Raw genomic sequence first — 24779 nt, forward strand, 5'->3', positions numbered from 1 at the left:
TCAAATCGAATGAAAAAATATAATTATATTGAGGCGGTAGTGTGCAAATTAAAGATTTTATGGTGGACCAAAGTTTAAAAGAATTAACTGAACATCGTACTGTTGTGCTGCCGATTGCTTGTTACGAAACAACGATTAACCAAAATGTAAATGGATATATACCACTTCATTGGCATGATGAATTTCAGTTTGTTCTGGTTGTAAAAGGAGAAGCAATTTTTCAAGTAAATGAAGAAAATATTATGGTGCGGGAAGGCGAGGGTCTTTTTATAAATAGTGGATGTCTGCACATGGCAAAAGATAAAAATGATTCGGGATGTACCTATATTTGTTTAAATGTTTCCCCAAGTTTCGTTTTATCACAAGAACTTTATTCAACCTATGTAAACCCTTATATTCAGGCGACTAATATCCCTTTTTTACTCTTAGTGCCAAAGAAATATTGGGCGAATAATATTTTGGACTCTATTATGAAAATCAATCAATTGATAAAAGAAAATCCACCATACTATGAAATCGACATCAGCATTCATCTAACATTAATTTGGAAGAACCTAATTATTAATGGTATTGAATTAGAGTACGAGCAGACGGAAATGGTTAAGAGTCAACGAATGAAGCAGATGTTAGATTGGATCCACCTGCATTTTCCTGAGAAAATCCTTTTAGACGATATAGCACGAGCTGGCCAATTAAGCCGTTCGGAGTGCTGTCGATACTTCAAACGAATTTTAAAGAAAACTCCTCTGAATTACGTTACCGATTTTCGAATTCAAAAAAGTTTAGTTTTATTACAACAACCAGATTCCAGTGTCACAGATGTTGCCTATCAAGTGGGCTTTAACAGCACAAGCTATTTCATTGATAAATTCCGAAAAGCAATGAACATGACACCATTAGCATACAAAAACAGGAATTTTCATAAAGATTTGAGCAGGAGGGATTGAATGAGAATTGCGGTTTTGTCCGATATTCATGAAGGTTTAAATCGTAAAAATACAAAGTCTGATATCATGGCAACGCTAAAAAAATGGATCGCAGTCCATTCACCGGAAGTGTTTGTCATTAGCGGCGATATGACTGCTGGCCCTGAAAAAAGTCTTGCCCTGTTAAATCAACTACAAAGTGAATATCCACAAACAAGGATATTATTTGTGCATGGAAATCACGACATATATCATAAAGATTCTGAATTGGCTTACCAAACACTACTTGAGTTTCAAGGTAACCTTGGAAATGGTCCAGTCGAATTAGATGAAAAATGGGTTATTATTGGCGATGGAGGCTGGTATGATTACACCCTTGGAATAGAAGGATATACCAATGAACAATTCCAAACTGGTACTTTTAATGACTTTACGTGGCCAGATAAAACAAATGCTCATTGGACTGGGAATGATTATGAAGTAACTGAACGTTATATTACAAGAATAGAGAACTGGTTAAGCAAATATCGCGGAAGAAATATCATTATGGTAACACATTTCGTTCCCTGCTCACAGTTTATATTATGTAAAAACGATCCTAGTTGGGACTTTTTCAATGCGATGATGGGAAGTGCACTCTTGGGTGAATTGGCCATGAAATATGGAGTTGAAAAATATATTTTTGGTCATATTCATACCAGATACCATGATAAATATAAAGGAATAGAAATGATATGCAACCCATTAGGCTACTATCCACATGAATGGAACTTCAAATCTGTGGAGGAGGAAATATTCTCGTCCATCAAAGTCATTACAATTTAAAAGGTTCTTTTAAACTAACTATGATCCCAAACAGGAATTTTCTATAATAACCTCAAACACAATACTATAATTCTATATGGAGTGGTTTGGGCGGGGATACTTTTTGTGGATGGCCCATAGATAACAATGAGATCTCGGTTCGCAGGGTTCCCTGTAAAGGATTGCCCATTTTGTAAAACCATTTGAGTGTATGGAGAAATATTTAATCGTAATCGTCCATCACTACTTACCAACTGACTATTAAAATAATCTACTTTAACATTCTGATAAGGACTATCTTTTACCATGACAAGTGCTTGATACTGTGGAGGGTAAATAAGTGGAGCAGGTGCATTTCCGTCATAATATCCAGTCACACGATCTCCTGCTGCCACCATCACATGGTCTACAAAGTAAGTACTCGGTGACACCACGAAATTTACGATTGCTCCCATTTCGTTTACGACAGATATTAATTTATGGCAGCCATCTCCTTCACCATTATGCCCCATAAGATCTGTAATCATGGTGACGGTCCCATGAAAAGAATAAAATTTTGTCATCCTTATACCTCCTATGATTATTCATAAATTTAATGAAAGCTAACTTGATGTACCATACGTGGGTTAATACCTAGTTGACTGTGTGTATGCCCATAATAGATAAGAAAATGTTCTGTAGATTAATAGTATGTGAGTTAAGCTATTACCAGAAAACTTCATTTGAAGTAGTAAATGAGATTTAGTAATCTGTTAAGAGGATTATTAAAATGGGGATGTATTATTTGAAAACAGGAAGAAATAAATATATAAAATGGTCATATAAAATAGTTTTTATCTTAATTGGCTTATTGGGTATAAAGATTGCTGAATTTAACATCTTATATAGAGTTATTCACTGGATATGGAAAATACCTATGGGTGGAATGGAAGCGCTCATTGGCACCATTATTACTGCCATTCTTTTTATACCATTTCTCTTTATTGTTATGAATCAAAGAATCAGATTAGAGAGAGCAGAAGAAAAGTATAAAGCTTTATCCTATTTTGACCCATTGACTGGATTGTCAAATCGGAGATATTTTGAAGAAATATTAACCGATTCACTGATTGATCTAAAAAAGGAAAGGCAAACTGGCGTAGTTATTTTCCTTGATTTTGATGGATTTAAACATGTAAATGACAATTATGGTCATGAAATTGGGGATCTTTTATTAATCGAAATGGGAAATCGACTATTAAACTGTTTACGTAAAGAGGATACAGTTTCACGCTTTGCGGGAGATGAATTCCTGGTTTTTTTACCAAAGATTGATCAACCTTCGGCCCCAAAAATTGTTAATAGAATCATTGAAGAGATTAACAAACCATTTAACATAAAAAATATTCAGATTTACACATCAACAAGTATTGGTTTGGCCTTTTTTCCAGAACATGGAACAGATGCGATATGCTTAATTAGAAATGCAGATAAAGCTATGTATAAAGCTAAATTGCAAGGAAAAAACACTTATGTAATGTTTGAGGGGGAATGAGGCCGAAAACCATTTCCTCCCATCTATAAAAATACACAAACAAAAATCATTTTAATTTTTCGAGGTTTTCAATGAAGGTATATACACTTAAAAGGCAATTCAATGGCTTTAAAAAAGGAACACAATTTTACCTAATTACTGAATCAGAATTTATTGGGGTTAAAGAGTTTGTATTGAGAACAAAAGATTTAACAAATAGTATATCAATCAATGAAAATGAACTTCTTAAGAATTTTATTTTCATAAAGGATATCTACTATATCGAATGAAAGGCATGCTTTCGAGAGGATGAACCGGGGTATCAGATTACTGTATGGCAGGGAAAGCTAAATTTTTTCGAACTATCCCTAATTTAATTATACCACATAAAAAATGGTCAAAATAGACTTTTTATTGTCATTTTCTACTGCTAAAATCAAAAGAACCTTACTGGTTAGGAGAGATGTAGAATGAGTTCTTTGGTTCTCGGTTTTCAGGAAATGGAAAAAACGCAGCTTATGCTCGTTGGCGGAAAAGGGTTAAATTTAGGGGAATTATCAAAAATTGAAGGAATACAAGTACCGGAAGGATTTTGTGTAACAACAGTGGGTTACCAAAAAGCCATCGAACAAAACGAAACGTATCATGCTTTATTAGATCAACTAACACTGCTAAAAGTAGAGGATCGAGATCAAATTGGTAAAATCAGCCGGAAGATTCGACAAATCATTATGGAAGTAGAAATACCTTCCGATGTTGTGAAAGAAGTTTCAGACTATCTCTCCCAGTTCGGTGATGAACATGCTTATGCAGTGCGCTCTAGTGCGACTGCTGAAGATTTACCAAATGCCTCTTTTGCTGGTCAACAAGACACCTATTTAAATATCATCGGCAAAGAAGCCATCTTGCAGCATATCAGAAAATGCTGGGCTTCTCTATTTACGGATCGAGCGGTAATCTACCGTATGCAAAATGGATTTGACCACAGACAAGTTTATTTATCCGTTATCGTACAAAGGATGGTTTTCCCACAGGCGTCTGGGATTTTATTTACCGCTGATCCGATTACTTCTAACCGGAAGCTGCTATCAATCGATGCCAGTTTTGGACTTGGAGAAGCACTGGTCTCTGGCTTGGTCTCTGCGGATTGTTATAAAGTACAGGAAGATAAAATCGTCGATAAGAGGATAGCAGCCAAAAAATTAGCTATCTATGGATTAAAAGAAGGCGGTACAGAGACAGTAAAAATTGATTCTGATCAGCAAAAGACTCAAACACTTACTGAACAACAAATTTTACAACTGGCACGTATCGGAAGACAGATCGAAGCTTATTTTGGTTGTCCGCAAGATATCGAATGGTGTTTGGTTGATGACACCTTTTATATTGTCCAGAGCCGTCCAATCACGACTCTTTTTCCCATCCCTGAAGCGAATGATCAAGAAAATCACGTTTATATATCTGTTGGTCATCAACAAATGATGACCGACCCCATGAAACCATTGGGATTGTCTTTTTACCTGTTAACAACTCCTGCACCTATGCGTAAAGCTGGCGGCAGGTTGTTTGTTGATGTCACACCTCATCTGGCTTCACCAGTTAGCAGAGATAGGTTATTAAATACCATGGAACAACACGATCCGCTCATGAAAGACGCACTTATGAACATCATTGAGCGAGGAGATTTGATAAAATCGTTACCGAATGATGAAAAAGCACCGAGTCCCAGCGGAAACAATACAGATTCTCTCGCAGAAATGGAAAGCGATCCAGCAATAGTTGCTGATTTGATTAAGAGTACTCAAGCATCGATAGAAGAATTAAAACAAAACATCCAAACGAAATCAGGTCTGGATTTATTTGATTTTATTTTAGAAGATATCCAGGAATTAAAGAAGATATTATTTAACCCACAGAGTTCGCGTGTATTTATGGCAGCTATGAATGCTTCATCATGGATCAATGAAAACATAAATAAGTGGTTAGGTGAAAAAAACGCAGCAGACACACTTTCTCAATCTGTACCAAACAATATTACTTCAGAAATGGGTCTAGCGCTATTGGATGTCGCAGATGTGATTCGTCCTTATCCAGAAGTTATTGATTATTTACAACATGTAAACGATGAAAACTTTTTGGATGAACTGGTTAAGTTTGAAGGTGGACAAAAATCCCGTGACGCGATCTTTGCTTATCTCGACAAATACGGAATGCGATGCAGTGGAGAAATCGATCTTACTAAAACTCGTTGGAGTGAAAAACCAATTACACTTGTCCCCATGATTCTGGGTAACATAAAAAACTTTGAGCCTAATGCCAGCAATCGGAAATTTGAGCAAGGACTACATGAAGCTTTGAAAAAAGAGCAAGAGATATTAGATCGATTGAAGCAATTACCGTATGGTGAACAAAAATCCAAAGAAACAAAACACATGATCGACCTAATCCGAAATTTCATCGGTTACCGTGAATATCCAAAATACGGCATGGTTAGTCGCTACTTCGTTTATAAGCTCGCTTTACTGAAAGAAGCTGAACAACTCGTAAAGGCGGGTGTTATTCATGAAAAAGAAGATATATTCTATCTCACTTTTGAAGAACTTCACGAAGTCGTACGCACAAATAAATTGGATTACCAAATCATCAGAAAAAGAAAAGAGGAGTACAAATTATTTGAAAAACTTACTCCTCCACGTGTGATCACGTCTGATGGTGAAATCAGTACAGGTGGGTACAAACGAGAGCATCTCCCTCCCGAAGCTATTGTAGGTCTGCCTGTTTCTTCCGGAGTGATAGAGGGAAGAGCACGTGTCATCTTAAACATGGAAGATGCTGATCTAGAAGATGGAGATATATTGGTCACCGCCTTTACTGACCCTAGCTGGACTCCTTTGTTTGTATCTATAAAAGGCCTAGTTACCGAAGTTGGTGGACTGATGACCCACGGAGCAGTAATCGCACGTGAATATGGCTTACCAGCAATTGTTGGGGTAGAAAATGCTACCAAACTAATAAAAGATGGGCAGCGAATCCGCGTGCATGGAACAGAAGGGTATATAGCGATATTGTAATAGGATTCCGACAAAACTAACCAAAGCGATTGTTCAACGGAACAGTCGCTTTTTTTGTTACGCAAATAGTGCGGTTTGACAATTCTTTTAACTGAAAATTAAATCCATATTCACTGATAGTTTTGTTTTAAAATATGAGTTTGGTGTCATGGATTGAAGATTCCGTTGCAAGTGCTGTTACTTTCTGAAAACTCTTGCAACCCTTATTCAAAAAAGAATATACTTATTCTAATAAAAATGTGAATTCCTATTATGAAATTAAGAGATAAAAGGATGGATGGAAATGTCCTATAGTGTTGATTTTAAAAATGTGTCTACGGTTGGTTTAGAGTCTTCGCCTGTAAGAGAAGCGCTAGCTGGTTTACGAGCTAATGAAGCTCGTTATTTTATGACCAAATACAAGCATGAATTTACGGTTGTACCAGCGAGCGAAAGCCAGGAGACCCTTGATTATGTGAACCGAATTTTGAAAGTAGAACGTGATATTGAGTTTGCGGCCGAACCTTTAGAAACGTCGCGTTTTCAAGTGGAAAATATCAAAATGGCCTACGTCTTTTATGAGGATGGTCTTTCGGTCAATGTCATGTATACGGTTGATGGACCTAAGCCGAAGCGGGCCGTTGGATTTAAGCTTTCTGATGGAATGGAGGTACCAAAGGAGTTAGAAGGGAAGTTTAAGTTTGCCAGGCAGAAGTCTAAACTAGCGGGTACCATTCGGGGCTCGTACTTTGTAATTAAAGGAGAATATTAAAGTAAGCAGAAGCACAAAACTGGTCTAAAGATTGTAAACTTGAAAACGTTTTTAATTAGTGATATTCTTTAATAAATATTTTTGTTCGGTGTTTTTCTTCTTGATGATCACTAAGAGCAAGGATAGTAATATATTGTGTGTTTAACACACTAGGAGGCAAATGAAAAATGGAAAATGGTAAAGTAAAATGGTTTAACAGCGAAAAAGGCTTCGGATTCATCGAGCGTGAAGGTGGAGAAGATGTATTCGTTCACTTCTCAGCTATCCAAGGCGAAGGCTTCAAAACTCTTGAAGAAGGTCAATCCGTTACTTTTGACGTTGAGCAAGGTAACCGTGGACCACAAGCGGCTAACGTTCGTAAAGCTTAATTCAAAAAAACAGACTCCACTTTGGAGTCTGTTTTTTAATGCTAAAAAAAGAACCCCACCTTAGAATGGGTGGGGAAGCAGAAAACAGTAAAACAAATGGTAAACAAAGTGTAACATATTAATATTGAAATACCTAATTCACGCGTTTCGGTTTTATTATTCGACTTACGACTGATTAGTTGAAAGTTGAAGCATTTCCTGTATATCCGCTTGGGCTGTGCCGATTAATTTTAAATTAAATGTGTCTTGAAGAACGTTCATTACACCTTCAGAAATGAATTCAGGTGGTTTTGGTCCGATTCTGACATCTTTAATACCTAGACTGAACAGACCTAAAAGAATGGCAACTGCTTTTTGTTCAAACCATGAAAGAACGATGCTGACAGGAAGTTCATTAATCTCACATTCAAAAGCCTCTGCAAGCCCCTTAGCAATTTTAATGGTTGAAACAGAGTTATTACATTGGCCTAAATCAATATACCGTGGAATATCTGTACCAGGTACAGTTCCATAATCAACATCATTAAAACGGAATTTTCCGCATGATGTTGTAAGGATCACTGTCTCAGGAGGCAGGGATGTTGCAAATTCACGGTAGTATTCTCCTCCTTTACCAGGTGCATCGCAACCAGCAATAACAAAAAATCTTTTAATTTTTCCTTCTTTAACAGCTGCAATGACTTCTGGTGCTAAACCTAAAACGGTTTCATGATGGAATCCGGTTAATAGTGTTTCATCAGAATCTATATTGGCTTCAGGTAGTTCCAATGCTCTTTCGATTAATGCTGAAAAATCATCATTAACAATTTTTTGGACATTTTCTAAACCGGCTACTTCATAACTAAACATGCGATCTGCATAAGTACCTTTAATAGGCATTACACAATTGGTAGTCGCTAAAATAGCTCCAGGGAATTTTTCAAAAAGGCGGCGTTGATCGTACCAAGCCTTCCCGATATTTCCTTTTAAATGCGAATATTTTTTCAATACCGGATAACCATGAGCAGGAAGCATTTCAGAATGGGTATAGATATTGATACCTTTTCCTTCCGTCTGCTTTAGTAATTCTTCTAAAGCAAAAAGATTGTGACCAGTAACAACAATACATTTACCTTCAATTTTATTTTGGCTCACTCGAATCGGTTCCGGAATTCCAAGTCTACTTGTGTGTGCTTCATCTAGTAACTCCATAACACGCACTGCCGATTGACCAACTTTCATCGCCATATCGATATGCTCTTGTAAGTTAAAGTTTGAATTTGTCAGTGTCAAATAAAGGGCTTCGTGTGTAGTTGAATCTACGAAATGATCTGTGAATCCCAGCTGGTTAGCGTGAGTACGATAGGCAGCAATACCCTTTAATCCAAAAATAATTGTATCTTGTAAACTTGCAATCGTTTCATCTTTTCCACAAACACCGATTACATTGCAACCGCCAGTTGGAGTTTGCTCACATTGATAACAAAACATTTTTTTCCCTCTTTCCATTTTTGTCAGTTTTCCAGCTAATAAACTTTCTCTTTTTTGTGTGAATGATTGAATAAGTGTCATATGTAAAAAACATATAATCAACTTGGTTACATGGCTATTATAAATTCGTTGATTTAGAATTTGGAGCTCTTCAAGAAACAGTTCACAAACAAGTCAAAAAGATTTGAACACTTCGTGACAAGAGAGAGCTGAAGAACCCACCGCCATTTTGGAGTAGAAGCATTTTAAAGTAAAAATGAAAATTTTATATATAAAAATTATTTCGTTATTGACTCTTGGGAAATTTTTGAATAAACTATTGTTAAATTATTTAATAAAGGCAATGAAGAGAAAAAGTAAAATGTAACTGTTTTTCACCAGAGAGCTTCGGTAGCTGAAAAGAGGCAAAAACATTCATTTGAACAATGGTCTCTGAGCTTCGGACTGAACGTATTTTAGTATTAGTAGGTTACGACGGGATTTGGCACTCGTTATTAATGTCACAGTATAAGAGTAGCTTTTAATACTCCGTACTTGTTGAGGCAAATGGTGTGAACTATTTGCAAATTAAGGTGGTATCGCGTGGAAATTTAAACCTCGCCCTTAACTATTACAGTTAAGGCGAGGTTTTTTTGTTTTTTAAATGATATTTTTTAAGGAGGTTTTAATCAATGAGTATTTTTATTGGTGGGGCTTGGGCATATGCGAACGGCTCATTACATTTAGGTCATATTTCAAGTTTGTTGCCTGGCGACATTCTAGCGAGATATTACCGTTTAAAGGGTGAAAAAGTTTTGTATGTTTCAGGAAGCGATTGTAATGGAACACCGATTACAGTCAGAGCAAAGCAAGAAGGTGTTTCTCCAAAAGTGATTGCAGACCGTTATCATAAAGAATTTGAAGATTGTTTTTCAAGATTAGGATTCTCATACGATACTTATACAAGAACTGACACTGCACATCACCATAAAATCGTTCAAGAGATATTCTTAAAGTTACTTGATAAGGGTCTGATTTACAAAAAAGAAATCGAACAAACCTATTGTGAACATTGTCAACAGTTTTTACCTGATCGTTATGTTGAAGGAATTTGTCCTGTTTGTAAAGAGCCTTCGCGTGGCGATCAATGTGACAATTGCTCAACGATTTTAGAACCACTTGAATTACTTGAAAGAAAATGCAAAATTTGCGGACACGAACCTACTACAAGATTCACTGAGCATTTTTACTTTTTTTTAAGCTCTTTCCAAAATGTTTTGGAAAACTATACTCAAGAAGCAGAAGACAATACCCTATGGAGGGAAAATGCCATTTCTCTTACGAAACGATACTTAAAAGAAGGTTTGCAAGATAGGGCCGTTTCAAGGGATTTGCCTATTGGGGTTAGTGTTCCAGTTGCTGGATATGAAGATAAGAAGGTCTATGTTTGGATTGAGGCTGTATCAGGATACTACACTGCAAGCAAACTATGGGCAAAGGAAACAGCTAGCGATGATTCAACATTTTGGGATTCCTCCACTCAATCCTATTATGTTCACGGAAAAGACAATATCCCTTTCCATTCAATTATTTGGCCTGGAATTCTTGCTGGTCTTGGAAAAGAACCATTACCAACGCATATCGTTTCAAACGAGTATTTGACATTGGAAAAGAAAAAATTATCTACAAGTAAAAACTGGGCAGTTTGGGTTCCAGATATTTTAGAAAGATACGAACCAGATTCCATACGTTATTTTTTAACCATCAACGCACCAGAGAACCGTGATGCTGATTTTTCTTGGAAAGAGTTTATCTACAGCCATAATAGTGAGTTATTAGGGGCTTATGGAAACTTCGTTAATCGGACATTAAAATTTATTGAAAAGTCATTTGATGGTGCTATTCCTGAAAAGAACATAACTACGAATATTCAAGATAAAGTGAATAGTTTATACAAGGAAGTAGGTAATTGTATTGAAACGGCAGCTTTCAAACTAGGATTGGAAAAAGTATTTGAAACTGTTAGATTTTCGAACAAATACTTTGATGAACAACAACCATGGAAACAAATAAAAGATGATGCCGAGTCTTGCAAACAAACGCTGGCGAACTGTGTTTATCTAATTGCAAATTTAGCTCATATCCTTACACCATATCTTCCTTTTTCAAGCAGAAAAGTCAAGGAAATGATAAACACAACAGAAAAGGAATGGAGAGCGTTTTTGGTTAAGTCACAACATGTGTCAAATGTTGAACCGTTGTTTGAACGAATAGACCCAGGAAAAATTCAAGAAGAAATTGAAAGATTAAACAACCAGCCTGTTTAATACAGATTAAAAGGGGATTTTTCAGGTGTATACAAAAAAATAATTTTCTCGTCTTTCCCTTTGTTAGAAGGGGAAGATTTTTATCTTTTCAACCACATATTTTCTGAAACCCGTTCGAAAATAAATTTGGTAAAAATACCTATGATGGCACAAAAACGGGCTTTTTTGATGAAAAGTTTTATTGACAAATGGTGCTATTCGGTAATACTATATACTAGTAGTCAGTAATACTGAATATCAGCAACACAAAATGCCTGTGATACAGAGGACTGAAAAATATATAAGTGAAATATAAATGGAGGTAAAATATTGGAAAATATTACGGAAATGCTGAAAGGGGTGCTTGAGGGTTGTGTGCTTGAAATCATCAGTCGTGGCGAAACGTACGGCTATGAAATTACGCAACAGCTGCGAGAACTTGGCTTCACTGATGTTGTGGAAGGCACAGTTTATACGATTACCATGAGGCTTGAGAAAAACAATCTGGTGGAAATTGAGAAAAAGCCATCCACTATGGGGCCACCGAGAAAATTTTACACACTCAACACAGCAGGTCAAGAGCAACTTGAAGTTTTTTGGAAAAAATGGGATTTCGTCTCAAGTAAAATTAACGAACTTAAAACTAAAATAAAATTAAAGGGAGAAATAACATGAGTATTTTTGAAAAAATTATCGGAAGTCTGGATGACAAGCGGGAATGGAAGGCGATGGAGGCGCGTGCGAAGGCACTTCCAAGTGAGTACCGCAACGCTTACAAAGCTATCCAAAAATATATGTGGACTGCTGGTGGTGGTCCCATCGACTGGAAGGACAGCAGCCGTATCTTTTACGGCATTCTCGACCTGTTCGAGGAAGGTGCAGCGGACGGCAAGAAAGTTACTGACCTTACAGGCGAGGACGTGGCCGCTTTCTGCGACGAGTTAGTGAAGGACGAGAAAACTTGGAGGGACAAATATCGCAAGAAGTTGAACGATACGATTGGTCGTGGCTAATGGCGAAATCCTAGAAGTCGATTTTCACCTAGCATCGATACTAAAGAGGAATCAGAGTATCATGAAGCGATAGGGAAAAAAGAAAATTCAATAGATCATACCGACTGAATAGCTGGTTACAAATGTAATGTGTTCACCTTCACTATTCAGTTATATTTTTATCCTAGTAGTAAGTAATACAGAATATCAGTCAGACTTAGTAGCGAAGTATAGGCAATCTAACGCTTTTATAAGGAGGAAATAATTATGAGCAGTGCAGCGATTTCTGTAAAAGGGTTAAAAAAATCCTTTAAAGATAAGGAAGTCTTAAAGGGGGTCGATTTTGAGGTGCGGCGTGGCGAAATTTTCGCACTGCTGGGCTCAAATGGAGCGGGCAAGACGACGACGGTCAACATCCTCTCGACGCTGATGAAGCCAGATGGCGGCGAAGTAGGGATTTGCGGCTTTGACGTCAAGCATCAACCAAATCATGTTCGCCAGAGTATCAGTTTGACAGGGCAGTTCGCAGCTTTAGACGGAATGCTCACAGGAAGGGAAAACCTGATGATGATCGCCAAATTGCGGGGTGTTTCCAATCCCGCTCAAGTCGCCGACAATCTGCTTGCAAGATTCAGCCTCACCGATGCGGGCAACCGCCGGGCGGACAAATATTCCGGCGGGATGAAACGCCGGCTTGACCTCGCCATGAGCCTGATCAGTACCCCGGAAGTCATTTTTCTCGACGAACCGACCACCGGGCTTGATCCCGAAGCGCGGATTGAAGTCTGGGAAACTGTTAAGGAGCTTGCAGCCGGCGGCACGACCATCTTGCTGACGACCCAGTACCTAGAGGAAGCCGAACAACTGGCGGACCGTATCGCCATCTTACATGGCGGAAAAATCATCACGACCGGTACCCTTACCGATCTCAAGGAGATGTTCCCGCCAGCGAAAGTGGAGTACATCGAGAAGCAGCCGACATTGGAAGAAATTTTCCTCGCAATCATCGGCAAAAAGGAGGAGATGTAAATGAAAAACAAAACAGGGGTATTATTAGGGCGGTTAATGCGCAACATCATGCGAAGCCCGGATACGATTATCACGGTGGCGATTACGCCGATTATGATGATGCTGCTGTTTGTCTACGTATTTGGCGGTGCTATAGAGACAGGCACGGACAACTACGTCAATTATTTATTGCCGGGAATTTTGCTGATGGCTATCGCATCCGGTGTCGCTTATACTTCCTTGCGGCTGTTTACAGATGTAAAGAGCGGGCTGATGGCGCGTTTCATTACCATGCCCATCAAGCGCTCATCAATATTGTGGGCTCACGTGTTGACTTCGCTTGTATCTAATGTGCTTACAGTCGTGGTGGTTATCCTGGTCGCGCTCTTGATGGGCTTCCGTTCTAGCGCTGGTATCCTGGATTGGCTCGCGGTAGCTGGGATACTCGGGCTGTTTACGCTGGCACTGACATGGCTGGCGGTCATTCCTGGATTGAGAGCAGGGTCTATGGAAGGGGCGACAGCATACTCGTACCCGCTGATTTTCCTGCCGTTTATAAGTTCGGCCTTTGTCCCCACCGAAACCATGCCTAAAATTGTTCGTGCGTTCGCTGACAACCAGCCCGTGACTTCAATCGTAAATGCAATTCGTGCCCTCTTGTATGAAGGGTCTGTTGGCAACGATATCTGGATCGCGCTTTCTTGGTGCGTCGGAATCATGGTCATCGCTTACTTCATAGCCAGTAAAGAATTTAAACGCCAGTTAGGGTAAGTACACCATTATGGGGAAGAACTTTAGGGTTATAAAAAGGGCTGCTTTCACAAGCAACCCTTTTATACTTAACTCGGGGGACAGTATTTTAATTTTATAATAGTGAGATCGCCTGTTGAGTTGACCATACAGCACTGCTGAATGCATGATAATTTGTCACAGCTGCTTGAAAATCCTTCTCACTTATGGTGGCAGTGGCATCATAAACAACAGCTGTTTGGAATCCATTTTCGATTAAGTCTCTCATATGGGATTCTACACAAATGTTTGATAAGACACCTGCCAAGATCACCTTTTCTTTGCTATGCTGACGTAATTGGTAAACGAGGTCATTTGTCTGCGGACTGGCAATCTTATGGGCGGTAGCAATGACAGTTTGGTTAGATAAAATGTATGGCTTTAGTGAAGGAACCCAGTCGGCTCCAAAAGAAGTGTAGTCATTTTGTTTTTGATACATTCGAAGCTTTAGTAACATTTCTTGTTCAGCTCCAGTAAATTGCCAATTATAATCATGGGGATATAAATAATGAGGGGAGACAAAAAGTTGGTATCCTCTACTCATAGCTGTTCTTATTAGAATTTCAAGGTTACCTAGTGTGTTGTAATGTTCAATGTTTTTTTTTGTTAGATGATATCCTTTACCTCCGGGGGACAGAAAGTCATTTTGTGGGTCCGTTATGACAATTGCTGTATTTGAGGGATTAGGTTTGAACATTCATTTTTCCTCCAATTCACATAAATTGGTATTCTTCCTTTTAAAATTCAGTTTTCGCTCTTGATGAATATATATTGATAGGGACTTGGACTCATTCTGATTATTAATGGAGTATGGTATTAATTCGAATTGCCTTTACTCAGGCCTAGCATAAGTTTCGTAAATATATGCAATATTTGTGTTGAATTATTTTTTAGGAGAATATAGAAAGTAGTTGTAAAATAGTCCTTGGAACCAAAATCTATATAGGATAAAGGATGATTTATTTGTTGAAACCTAGAATTGGTATGGTAGGACTGGGTGGTATCGCTCAGAAAGCATATTTGCCTATTCTTTCAAAAGAAATGGATTGGACATTTGCAGGTGCATTTTCTCCCAATAGAGAGAAAAGAAAGGTAATCTGCAATCGGTATCGTATACAAGATTTTGGTAGTTTACCAGCATTGGCTCTAGAGTGTGATGCAGTGTTTGTACATAGCTCTACTGAATCTCATTATGAAGTGGTTTCGGAACTACTTCATAAAGGGATAGATGTATATGTAGATAAACCGTTGGCAGCTTCCATCTCAGATGCAGAAAAATTAGTCGAATTAAGTGAGAAGATGAAAAGAAAACTAATGGTTGGTTTTAATCGCCGTTTTGCCCCAATGTATGTGAAAGTAAAGGAAAAAGCGAATAATATAGCCTGGCTGCGTTTTGAAAAGCACAGAACGGACAGTATAGGACCTTATTCTTATGAGTTCACAATGTTAGATGATTACCTTCACTTAGTTGATACAGCGCGTTGGCTGGGGGAAGGAAGTCTTAATGTACAGTTTGGAAAAATTCATACGAACGAAGAAAATCAGCTTTTATATGCACAGCATATGTATGAATCTTCTCAAAGTAAATCTATTACCACAGCCATGCATAGAAAAGCAGGGACGAATTTAGAACAGCTAGAACTGGTAGCAGATGGAGCAATTATTCGTGTGAAAAACATGAATACAACTGAAATAGAAGAAGAAAATGCGGTTACTACCACATATTCTGCATCATGGGAAACAATTTTAAAACAACGAGGCTTTGAAGATGCTGTACAGCATTTTATGTTTTGTATTCAAAATGATACGCAACCATTTGTTGATGGATTAGAAGGCTTAAAGTCTCAATTAATTGTAGATCAATTACTAAAACAAAAATAGTATCGATAAAACCCCATTTCTCAATTTTAATACTGAGAAATGGGGTTTTATTATATATACTTAAAGTGCAAAATAGCTCCTTAAGATGTTGATTTATTGATCGAGGAGCTAACGTACTTCCATCTGCCTATGCATCGAATAATATTTTTATTGTGAACATTAGATTTATTCAGTATATTTAATGTAATATCAAGGGAGCGAGGAAGGTAAAATGAATCAATCCTATTTTTATTTAAAACTAGAAACACATCAATTACATATGTCTTATAAAAATGAAGTACGTCGCGTGCGTGTTTTATTGCCGAAAAATTATGATAAAGATGAGGCTGAAAATTATCCAGTTGTCTATATGCATGATGGACAAAATGTTTTTTACAGTAGTGAATCTTATAGCGGGTATTCATGGAAAGTTATTCCGGCAATTAAACAAAACCCCGATTTACCGAAGATGATTGTTGTTGGGATAGATAACGCTGGACAAGATCGAATTAATGAATATACGCCTTGGAAAATCACTGAAAGCCCACTTCCTGAAGATATTGAACTAGGCGGAAGAGGCGCAGTGTATGCTGAGTTTGTCATGACGGTCGTGAAGCCGTTTATCGATATGCATTACCGAACTAAATCGGATAAATATCATACAGCGATGATTGGCAGTTCACTAGGAGGAAATATTTCCGCTTTTATGGGTATTGAATATAAAGATCAAATTGGTGGTTTAGGCATTTACTCTTTAGCCAATTGGATTACAAGTAAAGCCTTTGACAGTTATATTGATAGAAAAGAGTTGGATCCTGAACAGCGCGTGTACATTCAAGTTGGGACTCAGGAAGGCGATGATGCCGATCGTCAATTGATGTACGGTAATATGAAACAGGCATATATCGATTGCTCTCTTAAGTATTATAAACAACTGATAAAAGGTTCTGTCCCAATTGATAGCATTCGTTTAAATATTTTTGCGGATGAAGAACATAATGAAAAAGCTTGGGCAAAACACTTGCCAGAATGTTTACGTTTCTTAAGTGAGAAGTGGTCTTGAATGAACTGAATAATTATATTTGAGTGAATTAGATCATGGGAGAAATCTATCACATTTTTAATATTTTTGGAAATTTAGATTGATTTCAAATTGAAATAATTGTACGTTAGTTGTGAAAATAATGAATTTATGATTCTGAGAGAGGAGCTTTTTTATGAATTATATTTTGATATCACCATATTATCCAAGTAATTTTCAGTCATTTGCTCATCGTTTAAAAGACGCAGGTGTCAATGTTTTAGGAATTGGCGAAGAGCCATATGACCAATTAGGCTCCAAATTACAAAACTCTTTAACAGAATATTATCGTGTGACTAATTTAGAAGATGTAGATGAAGTGAAACGTGCTGTTGCATTTTTATTTTATAAACATGGTCCAATTGACCGCATTGAATCCAATAACGAATACTGGTTAGAACTTGATGCGCAGATACGTGAGCAATTTAACGTGTACGGCAATAAAACGAATGATTTGAAAAAAGTTAAGTATAAATCTGAAATGAAGAAGCTGTTTAAAAAAGCAGGAGTGCCTGTTGTAGAAGGAAGAGTCGTTAAAAATAAAAAGGAGTTAGCTAAAGCCATTGATGAATTAGGACTGCCAGTTATCGCTAAACCGGATAATGGAGTTGGATCAGCTGCAACTTTTAAATTAAGTTCAGAAGAGGATGTACGTCATTTTGAAGAAGAATGGGGAGAAGCACAGGTGTACTTCTTAGAACCATATGTCGAAGGAGGCGTGCTTTGTACATTTGATGGTTTAGTGGATCAGAAAGGGAATATTGTTTTCCAAACAAGTTTTACATATAATGTGCCAACTCTGGAACTCGTTAAGGGTCAATTGGACTTAGCTTATGTGATTCAAAAAGAAATTGATCCAAAGCTCGAAACTTATGGAAAGGCGATTGTGAAAGCTTTTGGCATGAAAGAACGCTTTTTCCATATTGAGTTTTTTAAATTAGAAGATGGGGATTATGTTGCACTAGAATATAATAACCGATTGGCTGGCGGCTACACGGTTGATATGTACAATTTCGCGTATTCCATTGATTTATTTGCTCAGTATGCTTCTCTTGTGACAGGAGGAGAATTTAAGGAGCCCGATGCCGAAAATCAGTTTTGTGTTGGTATAACACAGCGTGATGCCTATGAATATAAACATGATACGAATGCTATTACTGAACGATTTGGCGACCGTGTGAAGTTTGAACAGCGCATGCCAGATGCGTTTGCGGAACTCCAAGGAAATCAATTTTATGCGATTAATGCAGATTCACAAGAAGAAGTGGATGAGATTATCCGTTTTGTACATGAACGAAAAAATTGCAGCATTGTAAACGTATAAGGATAGGAGATTTTTTTATGCATATAGAACAGTTAAATCATTGGAGTGGCGAATTAGGACGTGAAATGCTGTTGAACAGATATGGACACAGTGGAATGCCTATCGTAGTTTTTCCTTCATCTGGAGGGACGCATACTGAATACTATGATTTTGGAATGATTGATGCGTGTCATGAATTTATTGAATCCGGAAAAGTTCAGTTTTTTACATTAGCTAGTATAGATAGCGAAAGCTGGCTGCACGACTCAAAACCGGCGCATGACCGTGCATTAGCCCACGCGGCATATGACCGTTATGTGATTTCAGAAGCTATTCCTTTTATTAAGCATAAAACAGGTTGGTTTGATCCAATGATGACAACGGGGTGTAGTATGGGGGCATATCATGCGTTGAATTTTTTCCTGAGACATCCGGATGTCTTCCAAACAACCGTTGCACTTAGCGGTATTTACGATGCGCGTTACTTTTTTGGAGATTACGGAAATGATCCTCTTGTTTACGAAAATTCTCCGAAAGATTACATATGGAATCAAAATGACGGCTGGTTTATTGATCGATATCGTTCAGCAGATATCATTATTTGTACCGGGCTGGGTGATTGGGAACAGGATGGGCTGCCTTCATACTTTACATTAAAAGAAGCCTTTGAAGAAAAACAAATTCCAGCGTTGTTTGATGAGTGGGGCGAAGATGTTTCGCATGATTGGATTTGGTGGCGACGCCAAATGCCGTATTATTTAGGGAAATTACTTTAATAAAATGTCAAAAAACATCAGCACGGTTGAGTCGCTGGTGTTTTTTGATTTCTAGGTAATCAAGTTGCCATTATGGGGCTGTTGTAGAAATGGGAATGGAGCTATCACACCATTCCTATTTTTTTATTCTGTTTTATAGATTTTTGAGTGTATGTAATTGGTAACAGAGACAACCAGCATATTTGTCATTTCCTTGTAACATCCTAAAGAGCTTTTGCGTATAATGCTGACATGTCTTATTTTTATAGGCAAATTGCTTATTTTATCTTATTAACTGATACTAATCCAAGCTAACCTTATCTTAACGAAAATAATACACATTTGGTTAATCCAAAAAGGTGGTGAGTATTATGTTCTATGGTTACGGCTGGGGCGGTAATTGCTACGGAGGCGGCCTTTACGGAGGCAGTTCTTTTGTTTTAATCGTAGTATTGTTCATCCTTTTAATTATTGTCGGAGCATCTATGACTTATTAATAAACCAATACCAATACACGTTCTAGCAAGAAAAATCATTATGCTGGAGGTGTTATAAAATGAGCGTTGGGCATGGGAGTGGTTTCGCGTTAATCGTAGTACTGTTCATTCTTCTTATCATTATTGGTGCATCATTTATGTGCTATTAATTTGGAATAAGAGAAATCAACCAAGAAAAAGGCCCTCTTATAGGGCTGTTGACAAACAAATAAAAAAATTAAAACCTAGCTTTATTGGCTAGGTTTTAGCGTTATCCACCGTTTTCGAGGAGGGAATCATAGCAATTTTAAAAATCTATTCCTCCAGTCCTCTGCAAGAGCATCAACTGTCAATATTTTTTCAATTGATGCTTTATCTTGTTTTTGATGAAAAAGAATTTGTGTAGCAAAAGAAACGGATATTTCTTTTGAGTGTTTTTCCACAAGATTTATTTCCGAATCGAACTTAATGGACCCCTCTTCCAATACCCGAAAAAAGTAGCCCGTTAGAGTCGTTTCAACCACTTTCTTTAAAAGTTGTTTTTCTTCGTTATAATTGGAGATAGTTGCACAAGGTACCCTCCCTTGTGTTATTTGAAGAATAGTACCCCCTATTTTATAAATGTCACCAATACAAACCTGTTCTTCCGTCATCCCAGTTGCCGTAATATTTTCTCCAAAAGCAGGAAGTATAAGCTTTTTTTGAAATACCTCTTCCCAATAAGAGTAATATTCAAATGGATACAAACATACTGCACGGTCTGGTCCCCCGTGAAATTGGTGATTTGCAACATCATCACCAACAATACCAGGTTTTTTCACCTCAAAGGCTTGTACAGCCGATTTTCCTATTCCAGAAAGTTCTATTTTATTGTTCCAATTATATCCCTTTGGTTTTCCAACAGCTAAATTAATAATTTTTCTATCCAATTTGAATTTACCTCACTTCTTCAAAACTCCAAAATCAATAGGCTAATATAAATTGTATTATTCTGGGTGTCACTTGAAAAGGTACAATTTAAAAAAAACATTTGGGACAGGAAAAGGTTTTATAATATGTTCATTAATAATTTTCCTTTGGATGTACCATAATAGAGTTAAATTTTAGACTTGCTGGAAACTATAACTTTAAAGCTTTCTAAGGGAAAGTGGTACCAAAGGTGGTAGAAGGGAAGTAAAGATTGATATGAAGTATAAATTAAGGAACTAGTTTTTGTTAAGGTGAAAAATTGTATGATTTTCTATCCTTGCTAATATTTTTGTTGATACATGAAATTTTGAATTGAGTTAGTTTTTAATTACGAAGAGGAATGGTAAAATAAAATAGGGTGAAGAGGAATGACGAAAAAGACTTTAAGAGAACGAATTATCGAAACATCGCTTCAATTGTTTGAAGCACACGGCTTTCACAGAGTCACGGTTGATATGATTGTAAAAGAGTGCGGTACCTCAAAAGGCGGGTTTTATCATAATTTTAAGTCAAAGGATGAGCTGTTGTATATTATCCATGATAAATTTATTACCTACGTATTGGAAAAGGGGCAGGCTGCTTACGAACAGTGGAATACACCAACAGAGAGGCTTCATAATATCATTAAATCCTTTGTTACGATGATTGATCTGTACAAAAATGAAGTGACTATCTTCTATCAAGAAAGTTCGTATCTGCCTCCGGAATACTTTAATAAAATTGAGATTAAAAGAGATCAGTATAAAAATTTAATGTTTCAAGTTATTCAAGATGGTATCGAGTGTGGGGAGTTTCGTAAAGAACTACCGGTACCAATCATTTCTATGGCAATCTTTGGAATGATCAACTGGATTTATAAGTGGTATCAAAAAAATGGACGTTACACAATAGAGGAAATTGCTACTATGTATTCGGATATTATACTACATTCAATCTTAACAAAAACTGCGAGCGAGAACCCTCAATTTTCTAAATACTTTCTAAACTCTTATCCTGAAAACCTTCGTTTAGATGACAAATTTTTTTAGTGAAAACGTTGGTTTGTCTAAAATATGCAATTATGTGTGTTTTAGGCAGACCAACTAGTCCGTCTTTTTTTTAAAAGAGGTATTGACTTTTTATTCAGAATATTTGAAAATAGAAACCAACTAGTCGGTCCTGGGCTTCTTTTTTTATACTCGACAGACTAACTAGTCCGTCTGTATACTTTGTTCAAGTTTAAAATTCCTATAAGAGAAGCTGTGTTGTAAAGTACAGAGACCAACTAGTCGGTTTGAGAAAAAATGAATGTATTAAACATAAAGACAATTTAATTGATTGACAGAAACAGAGTCTATTAAAACCAATTTCAGGGAATTTGAAGCCAATTTTTAAAGGAGTGTAAATCAATGGTGAAAATGCTTGAGCTAAGAGAAATGATTAAATTAATCGATCGATCCTCCATTCAGGAACTCACCTTAATGAATGGGGGAGTAAGGATTCTGATGAGGAAGCCTCTTCCTAAAGTAACTGAATATCTTCAGGAGGTACAAACGGCACTAAATGAAGCTGCAGTTGCTGTAGAAAATGCAGATCCTCCTCGCATGCCCGCTGAGCCAGCGGTAAAAGAGGAAGAAAAAGATTATTCATTGCACACGATTGTATCGTCTTGTATAGGAGTGTTTTCATTTACCGGAATCGAACCGATTAAGGCTGGAGACAAGATTCAATCTAACAGTGTTGTCGGCAGCTGTAAGGTGGAAGAATTAAAGCTATTCCAAGATATAACGTCAAATATAAATGGCATTGTCGTTGAGGTTCTCGTAAAAGAAGGTCAAGTGGTGGATTACGGGGAGCCGTTACTTATCGTTAAGCCAGAATAAGGGGAGGACAAATTGATGTTTAAAAAAGTACTTATTGCCAATCGAGGGGAAATTGCGGTTCGAGTGATTCGAGCCTGCAAGGAGATGGGAATTCAAACGGTTGCAGTCTATTCGGAGGCAGATAAAGAGGCCCTGCATGTAAAAATGGCGGATGAAGCCTATTGCATCGGGCCGACAACATCGAAAGACAGCTACTTAAATATGACAAATTTGATCAGCGCTGCCATCCTTTCTAAGGCCGACGCGATTCACCCTGGATATGGTTTTTTAGCGGAAAATGCAGATTTTGCAGAGCTTTGTTCGGAGTCCAAGATTACCTTCATTGGTCCTGAGCCTTTTGCAATCAAAAATATGGGAGCCAAATCGGTTGCAAGAGAAACGATGAAGCGTGCGGGCGTGCCTACGGTTCCTGGAACAGAAGGTTTAGTCGAGGACCTGGAAAATGCGGTTAAGGTAGCAGATACGATCGGCTATCCTGTTATCGTGAAAGCCACAGCTGGAGGCGGCGGAAAGGGAATGCGGGTAGCTAACGATGAGTTGGAGCTAAGAAAGGCAATCCGGCAAGCGCAAAAAGAGGCTGAAACGGCTTTTGGTAATCCTGGAGTCTATTTAGAGAAATATTTAGAGGAACCGCGTCATGTAGAAATACAGATTATGGCGGATAAAAAAGGGAATGTGGTTTACCTAGGCGAACGCGATTGCTCCATCCAGCGCCGTCATCAAAAACTGGTAGAAGAAGCGCCATCACCGGCACTTAATCAAGAGCTCCGGGAACGGATGGGCAATGCTGCAGTAGCAGCAGCAAAGTCAGTTCAATATCACGGTGCAGGGACCGTTGAATTCCTATTGGATAAACACGGACAATTCTATTTTATGGAAATGAATACCCGCATTCAAGTCGAGCATCCTGTAACGGAAATGATTACCGGATTCGATCTGATTAAGGAACAGATTTCAGTAGCCGCGGGTTATCCTCTATCATTCAAGCAAAGTGATATAAAGATAAACGGATGGGCAATCGAATGCCGGATTAATGCGGAAAACCCAGCTAAGAATTTTATGCCATCACCGGGCAAGGTTGAAATGTACCTTCCGCCGGGTGGTTATGGGGTAAGAGTGGATAGCGCAGTATATCCCGGTTATCAGATTTCTCCATTTTATGATTCAATGGTGGCAAAAATTATTACGTGGGGGAAAGACCGAAATGAGGCAATTGAACGGATGAAACGCGCGTTATCCGAATTTGTAATTAGCGGAATTAAAACGACAATCCCTTTTCATCTTGAATTATTAGAGCATGAAGCTTTTGTGAAAGGTGAATTCAATACGAAATTTTTAGAATTGTACTCTATCAAAATTGAAGACTAAAAAAGGGGAGAATGGAAATGTGGAAAATGCATGAAATTAGGGAAATGATCAAGCTTTTTGAAGAGTCATCGCTTCAGGAAATGGAATTGGATTTGGAGGATGCAGGCTCAAAGATTTCTTTAAGGAAACAGGAAAACGCACTAGACAGTTATGTGAGGATCGAACCTCCAAAAGCTCCGGTTGTGTCTTTAGCTGTCAAAGAAGCCCCTGTTCCGGTGAAAAAGGAGATCCCAAAACCTGTTGTCCAATCGGAACCAGTCCAAGAAGCGGGCAAAAAATCAATCGATGCAAATGATCCAAGTATTTATAAAATTATTTCACCAATGGTGGGAACATTCTATCAAGCCCCGGGTGAAGATGCAGATCCGTTTGTAAAAATTGGCGATAAAGTTGGGAAATCCACCATTGTTTGTATACTTGAAGCAATGAAATTATTTAATGAAATCGAAGCAGAAGTTAATGGGGAGATTGTTGAAGTCCTTGTTAAGAATGGCCAATTAGTAGAGCATGGCCAGCCTCTCTTCCTGGTAAGAATGGAATAGTCTGGAGTCTTTGAAAAAAGCGGGGGAATAATGAATGTCTAAAATTATTCAAAAGCAAGAGTTAAATGAACAACATCAGCTTTTCAGCGAGTTTCCGGCAACCTCCTATCTAGAGTGGCGGCAAGCGGCAGAGAAGTCATTAAAAGGCGCTTCATTTGAGGAGAAACTTGTCTCGCAAACCTATGAGGGTATTGAACTGCAGCCTATGTATTTTCAAGAGGATATTAGGAATCTTTCCTATCGGTCTTCAAAACCGGGGTCTGCTCCCTATGTACATGTTCTGCCCTATCAGGTGAAGGGATAGCCGAAATTTGGGAGGTCATTGAAGAATTCCAAAGCAGAACATCTCAATCAGGTGTTTTCAAGAAGCGGCGCCTAAAACAGACAATCAATTGGACTTATACAATGGTTGAGGATTACTTAAGGTCCAGTTTTTTTAATCACCCGGAAGTGAACAGACAAATACCTGCCATTGAAAAGGCTTTGGGAAACGATGAAATATCAGCAACAATAGCTGCAAAACAATTAATAAAAACGTTTGAGGAAATCAGTTCAATGGAAAATTACAAGAAAGTCAGGTGAGAAG

At 37.8% G+C, this 24779-nt stretch carries 27 protein-coding genes and 1 other annotated feature; of the genes, 23 read left to right on the forward strand and 4 right to left on the reverse strand.

Features of this window, described 5'->3' with window-relative positions:
- Positions 1-47 precede the first annotated feature (47 nt).
- Together PH210_RS04270 and PH210_RS04275 are read left to right on the forward strand one after the other, a co-directional pair.
- A complete protein-coding gene (locus tag PH210_RS04270) occupies positions 48-947 on the forward strand; it encodes an AraC family transcriptional regulator (RefSeq protein WP_289983761.1) in 900 nt (299 codons plus the stop codon).
- Complete coding sequence (locus PH210_RS04275; protein WP_289983318.1) at positions 948-1751, forward strand: metallophosphoesterase; 804 nt, start codon at positions 948-950, stop codon at positions 1749-1751.
- A 41-nt stretch (positions 1752-1792) separates the two neighbouring features.
- Here the strand turns inward: PH210_RS04275 and PH210_RS04280 are convergent, their stop codons facing one another.
- Positions 1793-2293 carry a hypothetical protein gene (locus tag PH210_RS04280; protein ID WP_289983320.1) on the reverse strand — a complete coding sequence of 167 codons (501 nt, stop codon included), beginning with the start codon at positions 2291-2293 and terminating at the stop codon, positions 1793-1795.
- A 221-nt stretch (positions 2294-2514) separates the two neighbouring features.
- Between PH210_RS04280 and PH210_RS04285 the strand changes: the two genes are divergently transcribed.
- From PH210_RS04285 to PH210_RS04300, 4 genes are all read left to right on the forward strand, one after another.
- A complete protein-coding gene (locus tag PH210_RS04285) occupies positions 2515-3264 on the forward strand; it encodes a GGDEF domain-containing protein (RefSeq protein WP_289983321.1) in 750 nt (249 codons plus the stop codon).
- 449 nt (positions 3265-3713) lie between these two features.
- Complete coding sequence (ppsA, locus tag PH210_RS04290; protein ID WP_289983322.1) at positions 3714-6314, forward strand: phosphoenolpyruvate synthase; 2601 nt, start codon at positions 3714-3716, stop codon at positions 6312-6314.
- Between the two features lie 283 nt (positions 6315-6597).
- On the forward strand, positions 6598-7065 hold the full coding sequence (locus PH210_RS04295) for a DUF8821 family protein (protein ID WP_289983323.1): 468 nt from the start codon (positions 6598-6600) through the stop codon (positions 7063-7065).
- Positions 7066-7232: 167 nt separating this feature from the next.
- Entirely contained in the window at positions 7233-7433 is a 201-nt protein-coding gene (locus tag PH210_RS04300; RefSeq protein WP_223587661.1) for a cold-shock protein, read from the forward strand.
- 165 nt (positions 7434-7598) lie between these two features.
- Here the strand turns inward: PH210_RS04300 and hcp are convergent, their stop codons facing one another.
- Positions 7599-8903, reverse strand: a complete 1305-nt coding sequence (hcp, locus tag PH210_RS04305; RefSeq protein ID WP_289983772.1) for a hydroxylamine reductase — start codon at positions 8901-8903, stop codon at positions 7599-7601.
- Positions 8904-9237: 334 nt separating this feature from the next.
- Positions 9238-9511: a binding site (T-box leader), on the forward strand.
- A 63-nt stretch (positions 9512-9574) separates the two neighbouring features.
- Between hcp and metG the strand changes: the two genes are divergently transcribed.
- The 5 genes from metG (at position 9575) to PH210_RS04330 (ending at position 13959) form a co-directional block, all read left to right on the forward strand.
- On the forward strand, positions 9575-11209 hold the full coding sequence (gene metG / locus PH210_RS04310; RefSeq protein ID WP_289983327.1) for a methionine--tRNA ligase: 1635 nt from the start codon (positions 9575-9577) through the stop codon (positions 11207-11209).
- 309 nt (positions 11210-11518) lie between these two features.
- Positions 11519-11863, forward strand: a complete 345-nt coding sequence (locus tag PH210_RS04315; RefSeq protein ID WP_289983328.1) for a PadR family transcriptional regulator — start codon at positions 11519-11521, stop codon at positions 11861-11863.
- A complete protein-coding gene (locus PH210_RS04320; RefSeq protein WP_289983330.1) occupies positions 11860-12201 on the forward strand; it encodes a DUF1048 domain-containing protein in 342 nt (113 codons plus the stop codon). Before PH210_RS04315 ends, PH210_RS04320 begins: the two co-directional genes overlap by 4 nt.
- A 246-nt stretch (positions 12202-12447) precedes the next feature.
- Complete coding sequence (locus PH210_RS04325) at positions 12448-13209, forward strand: ABC transporter ATP-binding protein (RefSeq protein ID WP_289983332.1); 762 nt, start codon at positions 12448-12450, stop codon at positions 13207-13209.
- Complete coding sequence (locus tag PH210_RS04330) at positions 13210-13959, forward strand: ABC transporter permease (RefSeq protein ID WP_289983334.1); 750 nt, start codon at positions 13210-13212, stop codon at positions 13957-13959.
- A 94-nt stretch (positions 13960-14053) separates the two neighbouring features.
- Here the strand turns inward: PH210_RS04330 and PH210_RS04335 are convergent, their stop codons facing one another.
- On the reverse strand, positions 14054-14674 hold the full coding sequence (locus tag PH210_RS04335) for a cysteine hydrolase family protein (protein ID WP_289983336.1): 621 nt from the start codon (positions 14672-14674) through the stop codon (positions 14054-14056).
- A gap of 266 nt (positions 14675-14940) precedes the next feature.
- On the opposite strand from PH210_RS04335, the gene PH210_RS04340 reads away from it, so the two are divergent.
- The 6 genes from PH210_RS04340 to PH210_RS04365 all read left to right on the forward strand — a co-directional run bounded on the left by PH210_RS04340 (position 14941) and on the right by PH210_RS04365 (position 19622).
- The gene (locus PH210_RS04340; protein ID WP_289983337.1) at positions 14941-15858 is read left to right on the forward strand and encodes a Gfo/Idh/MocA family protein; all 918 of its coding nucleotides are present in this window, start codon (positions 14941-14943) and stop codon (positions 15856-15858) included.
- 211 nt (positions 15859-16069) lie between these two features.
- Positions 16070-16900: an alpha/beta hydrolase gene (locus PH210_RS04345; RefSeq protein ID WP_289983338.1), complete on the forward strand. Its 831-nt coding sequence runs from the start codon at positions 16070-16072 to the stop codon at positions 16898-16900.
- Positions 16901-17054: 154 nt separating this feature from the next.
- Positions 17055-18242, forward strand: coding sequence for an ATP-grasp domain-containing protein (locus tag PH210_RS04350; RefSeq protein ID WP_289983339.1), 1188 nt, complete (start codon positions 17055-17057; stop codon positions 18240-18242).
- A 17-nt stretch (positions 18243-18259) separates the two neighbouring features.
- Entirely contained in the window at positions 18260-18997 is a 738-nt protein-coding gene (locus PH210_RS04355; RefSeq protein ID WP_289983340.1) for an esterase family protein, read from the forward strand.
- Positions 18998-19347: 350 nt separating this feature from the next.
- Entirely contained in the window at positions 19348-19473 is a 126-nt protein-coding gene (locus PH210_RS04360) for a YjcZ family sporulation protein (protein WP_289983342.1), read from the forward strand.
- 59 nt (positions 19474-19532) lie between these two features.
- Positions 19533-19622 carry a YjcZ family sporulation protein gene (locus PH210_RS04365; RefSeq protein ID WP_289983345.1) on the forward strand — a complete coding sequence of 30 codons (90 nt, stop codon included), beginning with the start codon at positions 19533-19535 and terminating at the stop codon, positions 19620-19622.
- Positions 19623-19748: 126 nt separating this feature from the next.
- On the opposite strand, the gene PH210_RS04370 is transcribed toward PH210_RS04365, so the two are convergent.
- A complete protein-coding gene (locus tag PH210_RS04370; RefSeq protein WP_289983347.1) occupies positions 19749-20381 on the reverse strand; it encodes an MOSC domain-containing protein in 633 nt (210 codons plus the stop codon).
- 408 nt (positions 20382-20789) lie between these two features.
- On the opposite strand from PH210_RS04370, the gene PH210_RS04375 reads away from it, so the two are divergent.
- The 6 genes from PH210_RS04375 to PH210_RS29700 all read left to right on the forward strand — a co-directional run bounded on the left by PH210_RS04375 (position 20790) and on the right by PH210_RS29700 (position 24775).
- Positions 20790-21449: a TetR/AcrR family transcriptional regulator gene (locus PH210_RS04375; RefSeq protein ID WP_289983348.1), complete on the forward strand. Its 660-nt coding sequence runs from the start codon at positions 20790-20792 to the stop codon at positions 21447-21449.
- Between the two features lie 360 nt (positions 21450-21809).
- A complete protein-coding gene (locus PH210_RS04380; protein WP_289983350.1) occupies positions 21810-22283 on the forward strand; it encodes an acetyl-CoA carboxylase biotin carboxyl carrier protein in 474 nt (157 codons plus the stop codon).
- Positions 22284-22298: 15 nt separating this feature from the next.
- Positions 22299-23651 (forward strand): acetyl-CoA carboxylase biotin carboxylase subunit, encoded by a 1353-nt coding sequence (gene accC, locus PH210_RS04385; protein ID WP_289983352.1) that lies wholly within the window; start codon positions 22299-22301, stop codon positions 23649-23651.
- Positions 23652-23668: 17 nt separating this feature from the next.
- Positions 23669-24193, forward strand: coding sequence for an acetyl-CoA carboxylase biotin carboxyl carrier protein (gene accB / locus PH210_RS04390; protein WP_289983353.1), 525 nt, complete (start codon positions 23669-23671; stop codon positions 24191-24193).
- Positions 24194-24227: 34 nt separating this feature from the next.
- Positions 24228-24497, forward strand: coding sequence for a hypothetical protein (locus tag PH210_RS04395; protein ID WP_289983355.1), 270 nt, complete (start codon positions 24228-24230; stop codon positions 24495-24497).
- Between the two features lie 17 nt (positions 24498-24514).
- The gene (locus PH210_RS29700; protein ID WP_354669961.1) at positions 24515-24775 is read left to right on the forward strand and encodes a P-loop NTPase family protein; all 261 of its coding nucleotides are present in this window, start codon (positions 24515-24517) and stop codon (positions 24773-24775) included.
- Positions 24776-24779 lie beyond the last annotated feature (4 nt).

It is taken from the genome of Paenibacillus sp. BSR1-1 (assembly GCF_030403775.1).
In the GTDB taxonomy this organism is placed as follows: domain Bacteria; phylum Bacillota; class Bacilli; order Bacillales; family Cytobacillaceae; genus Neobacillus.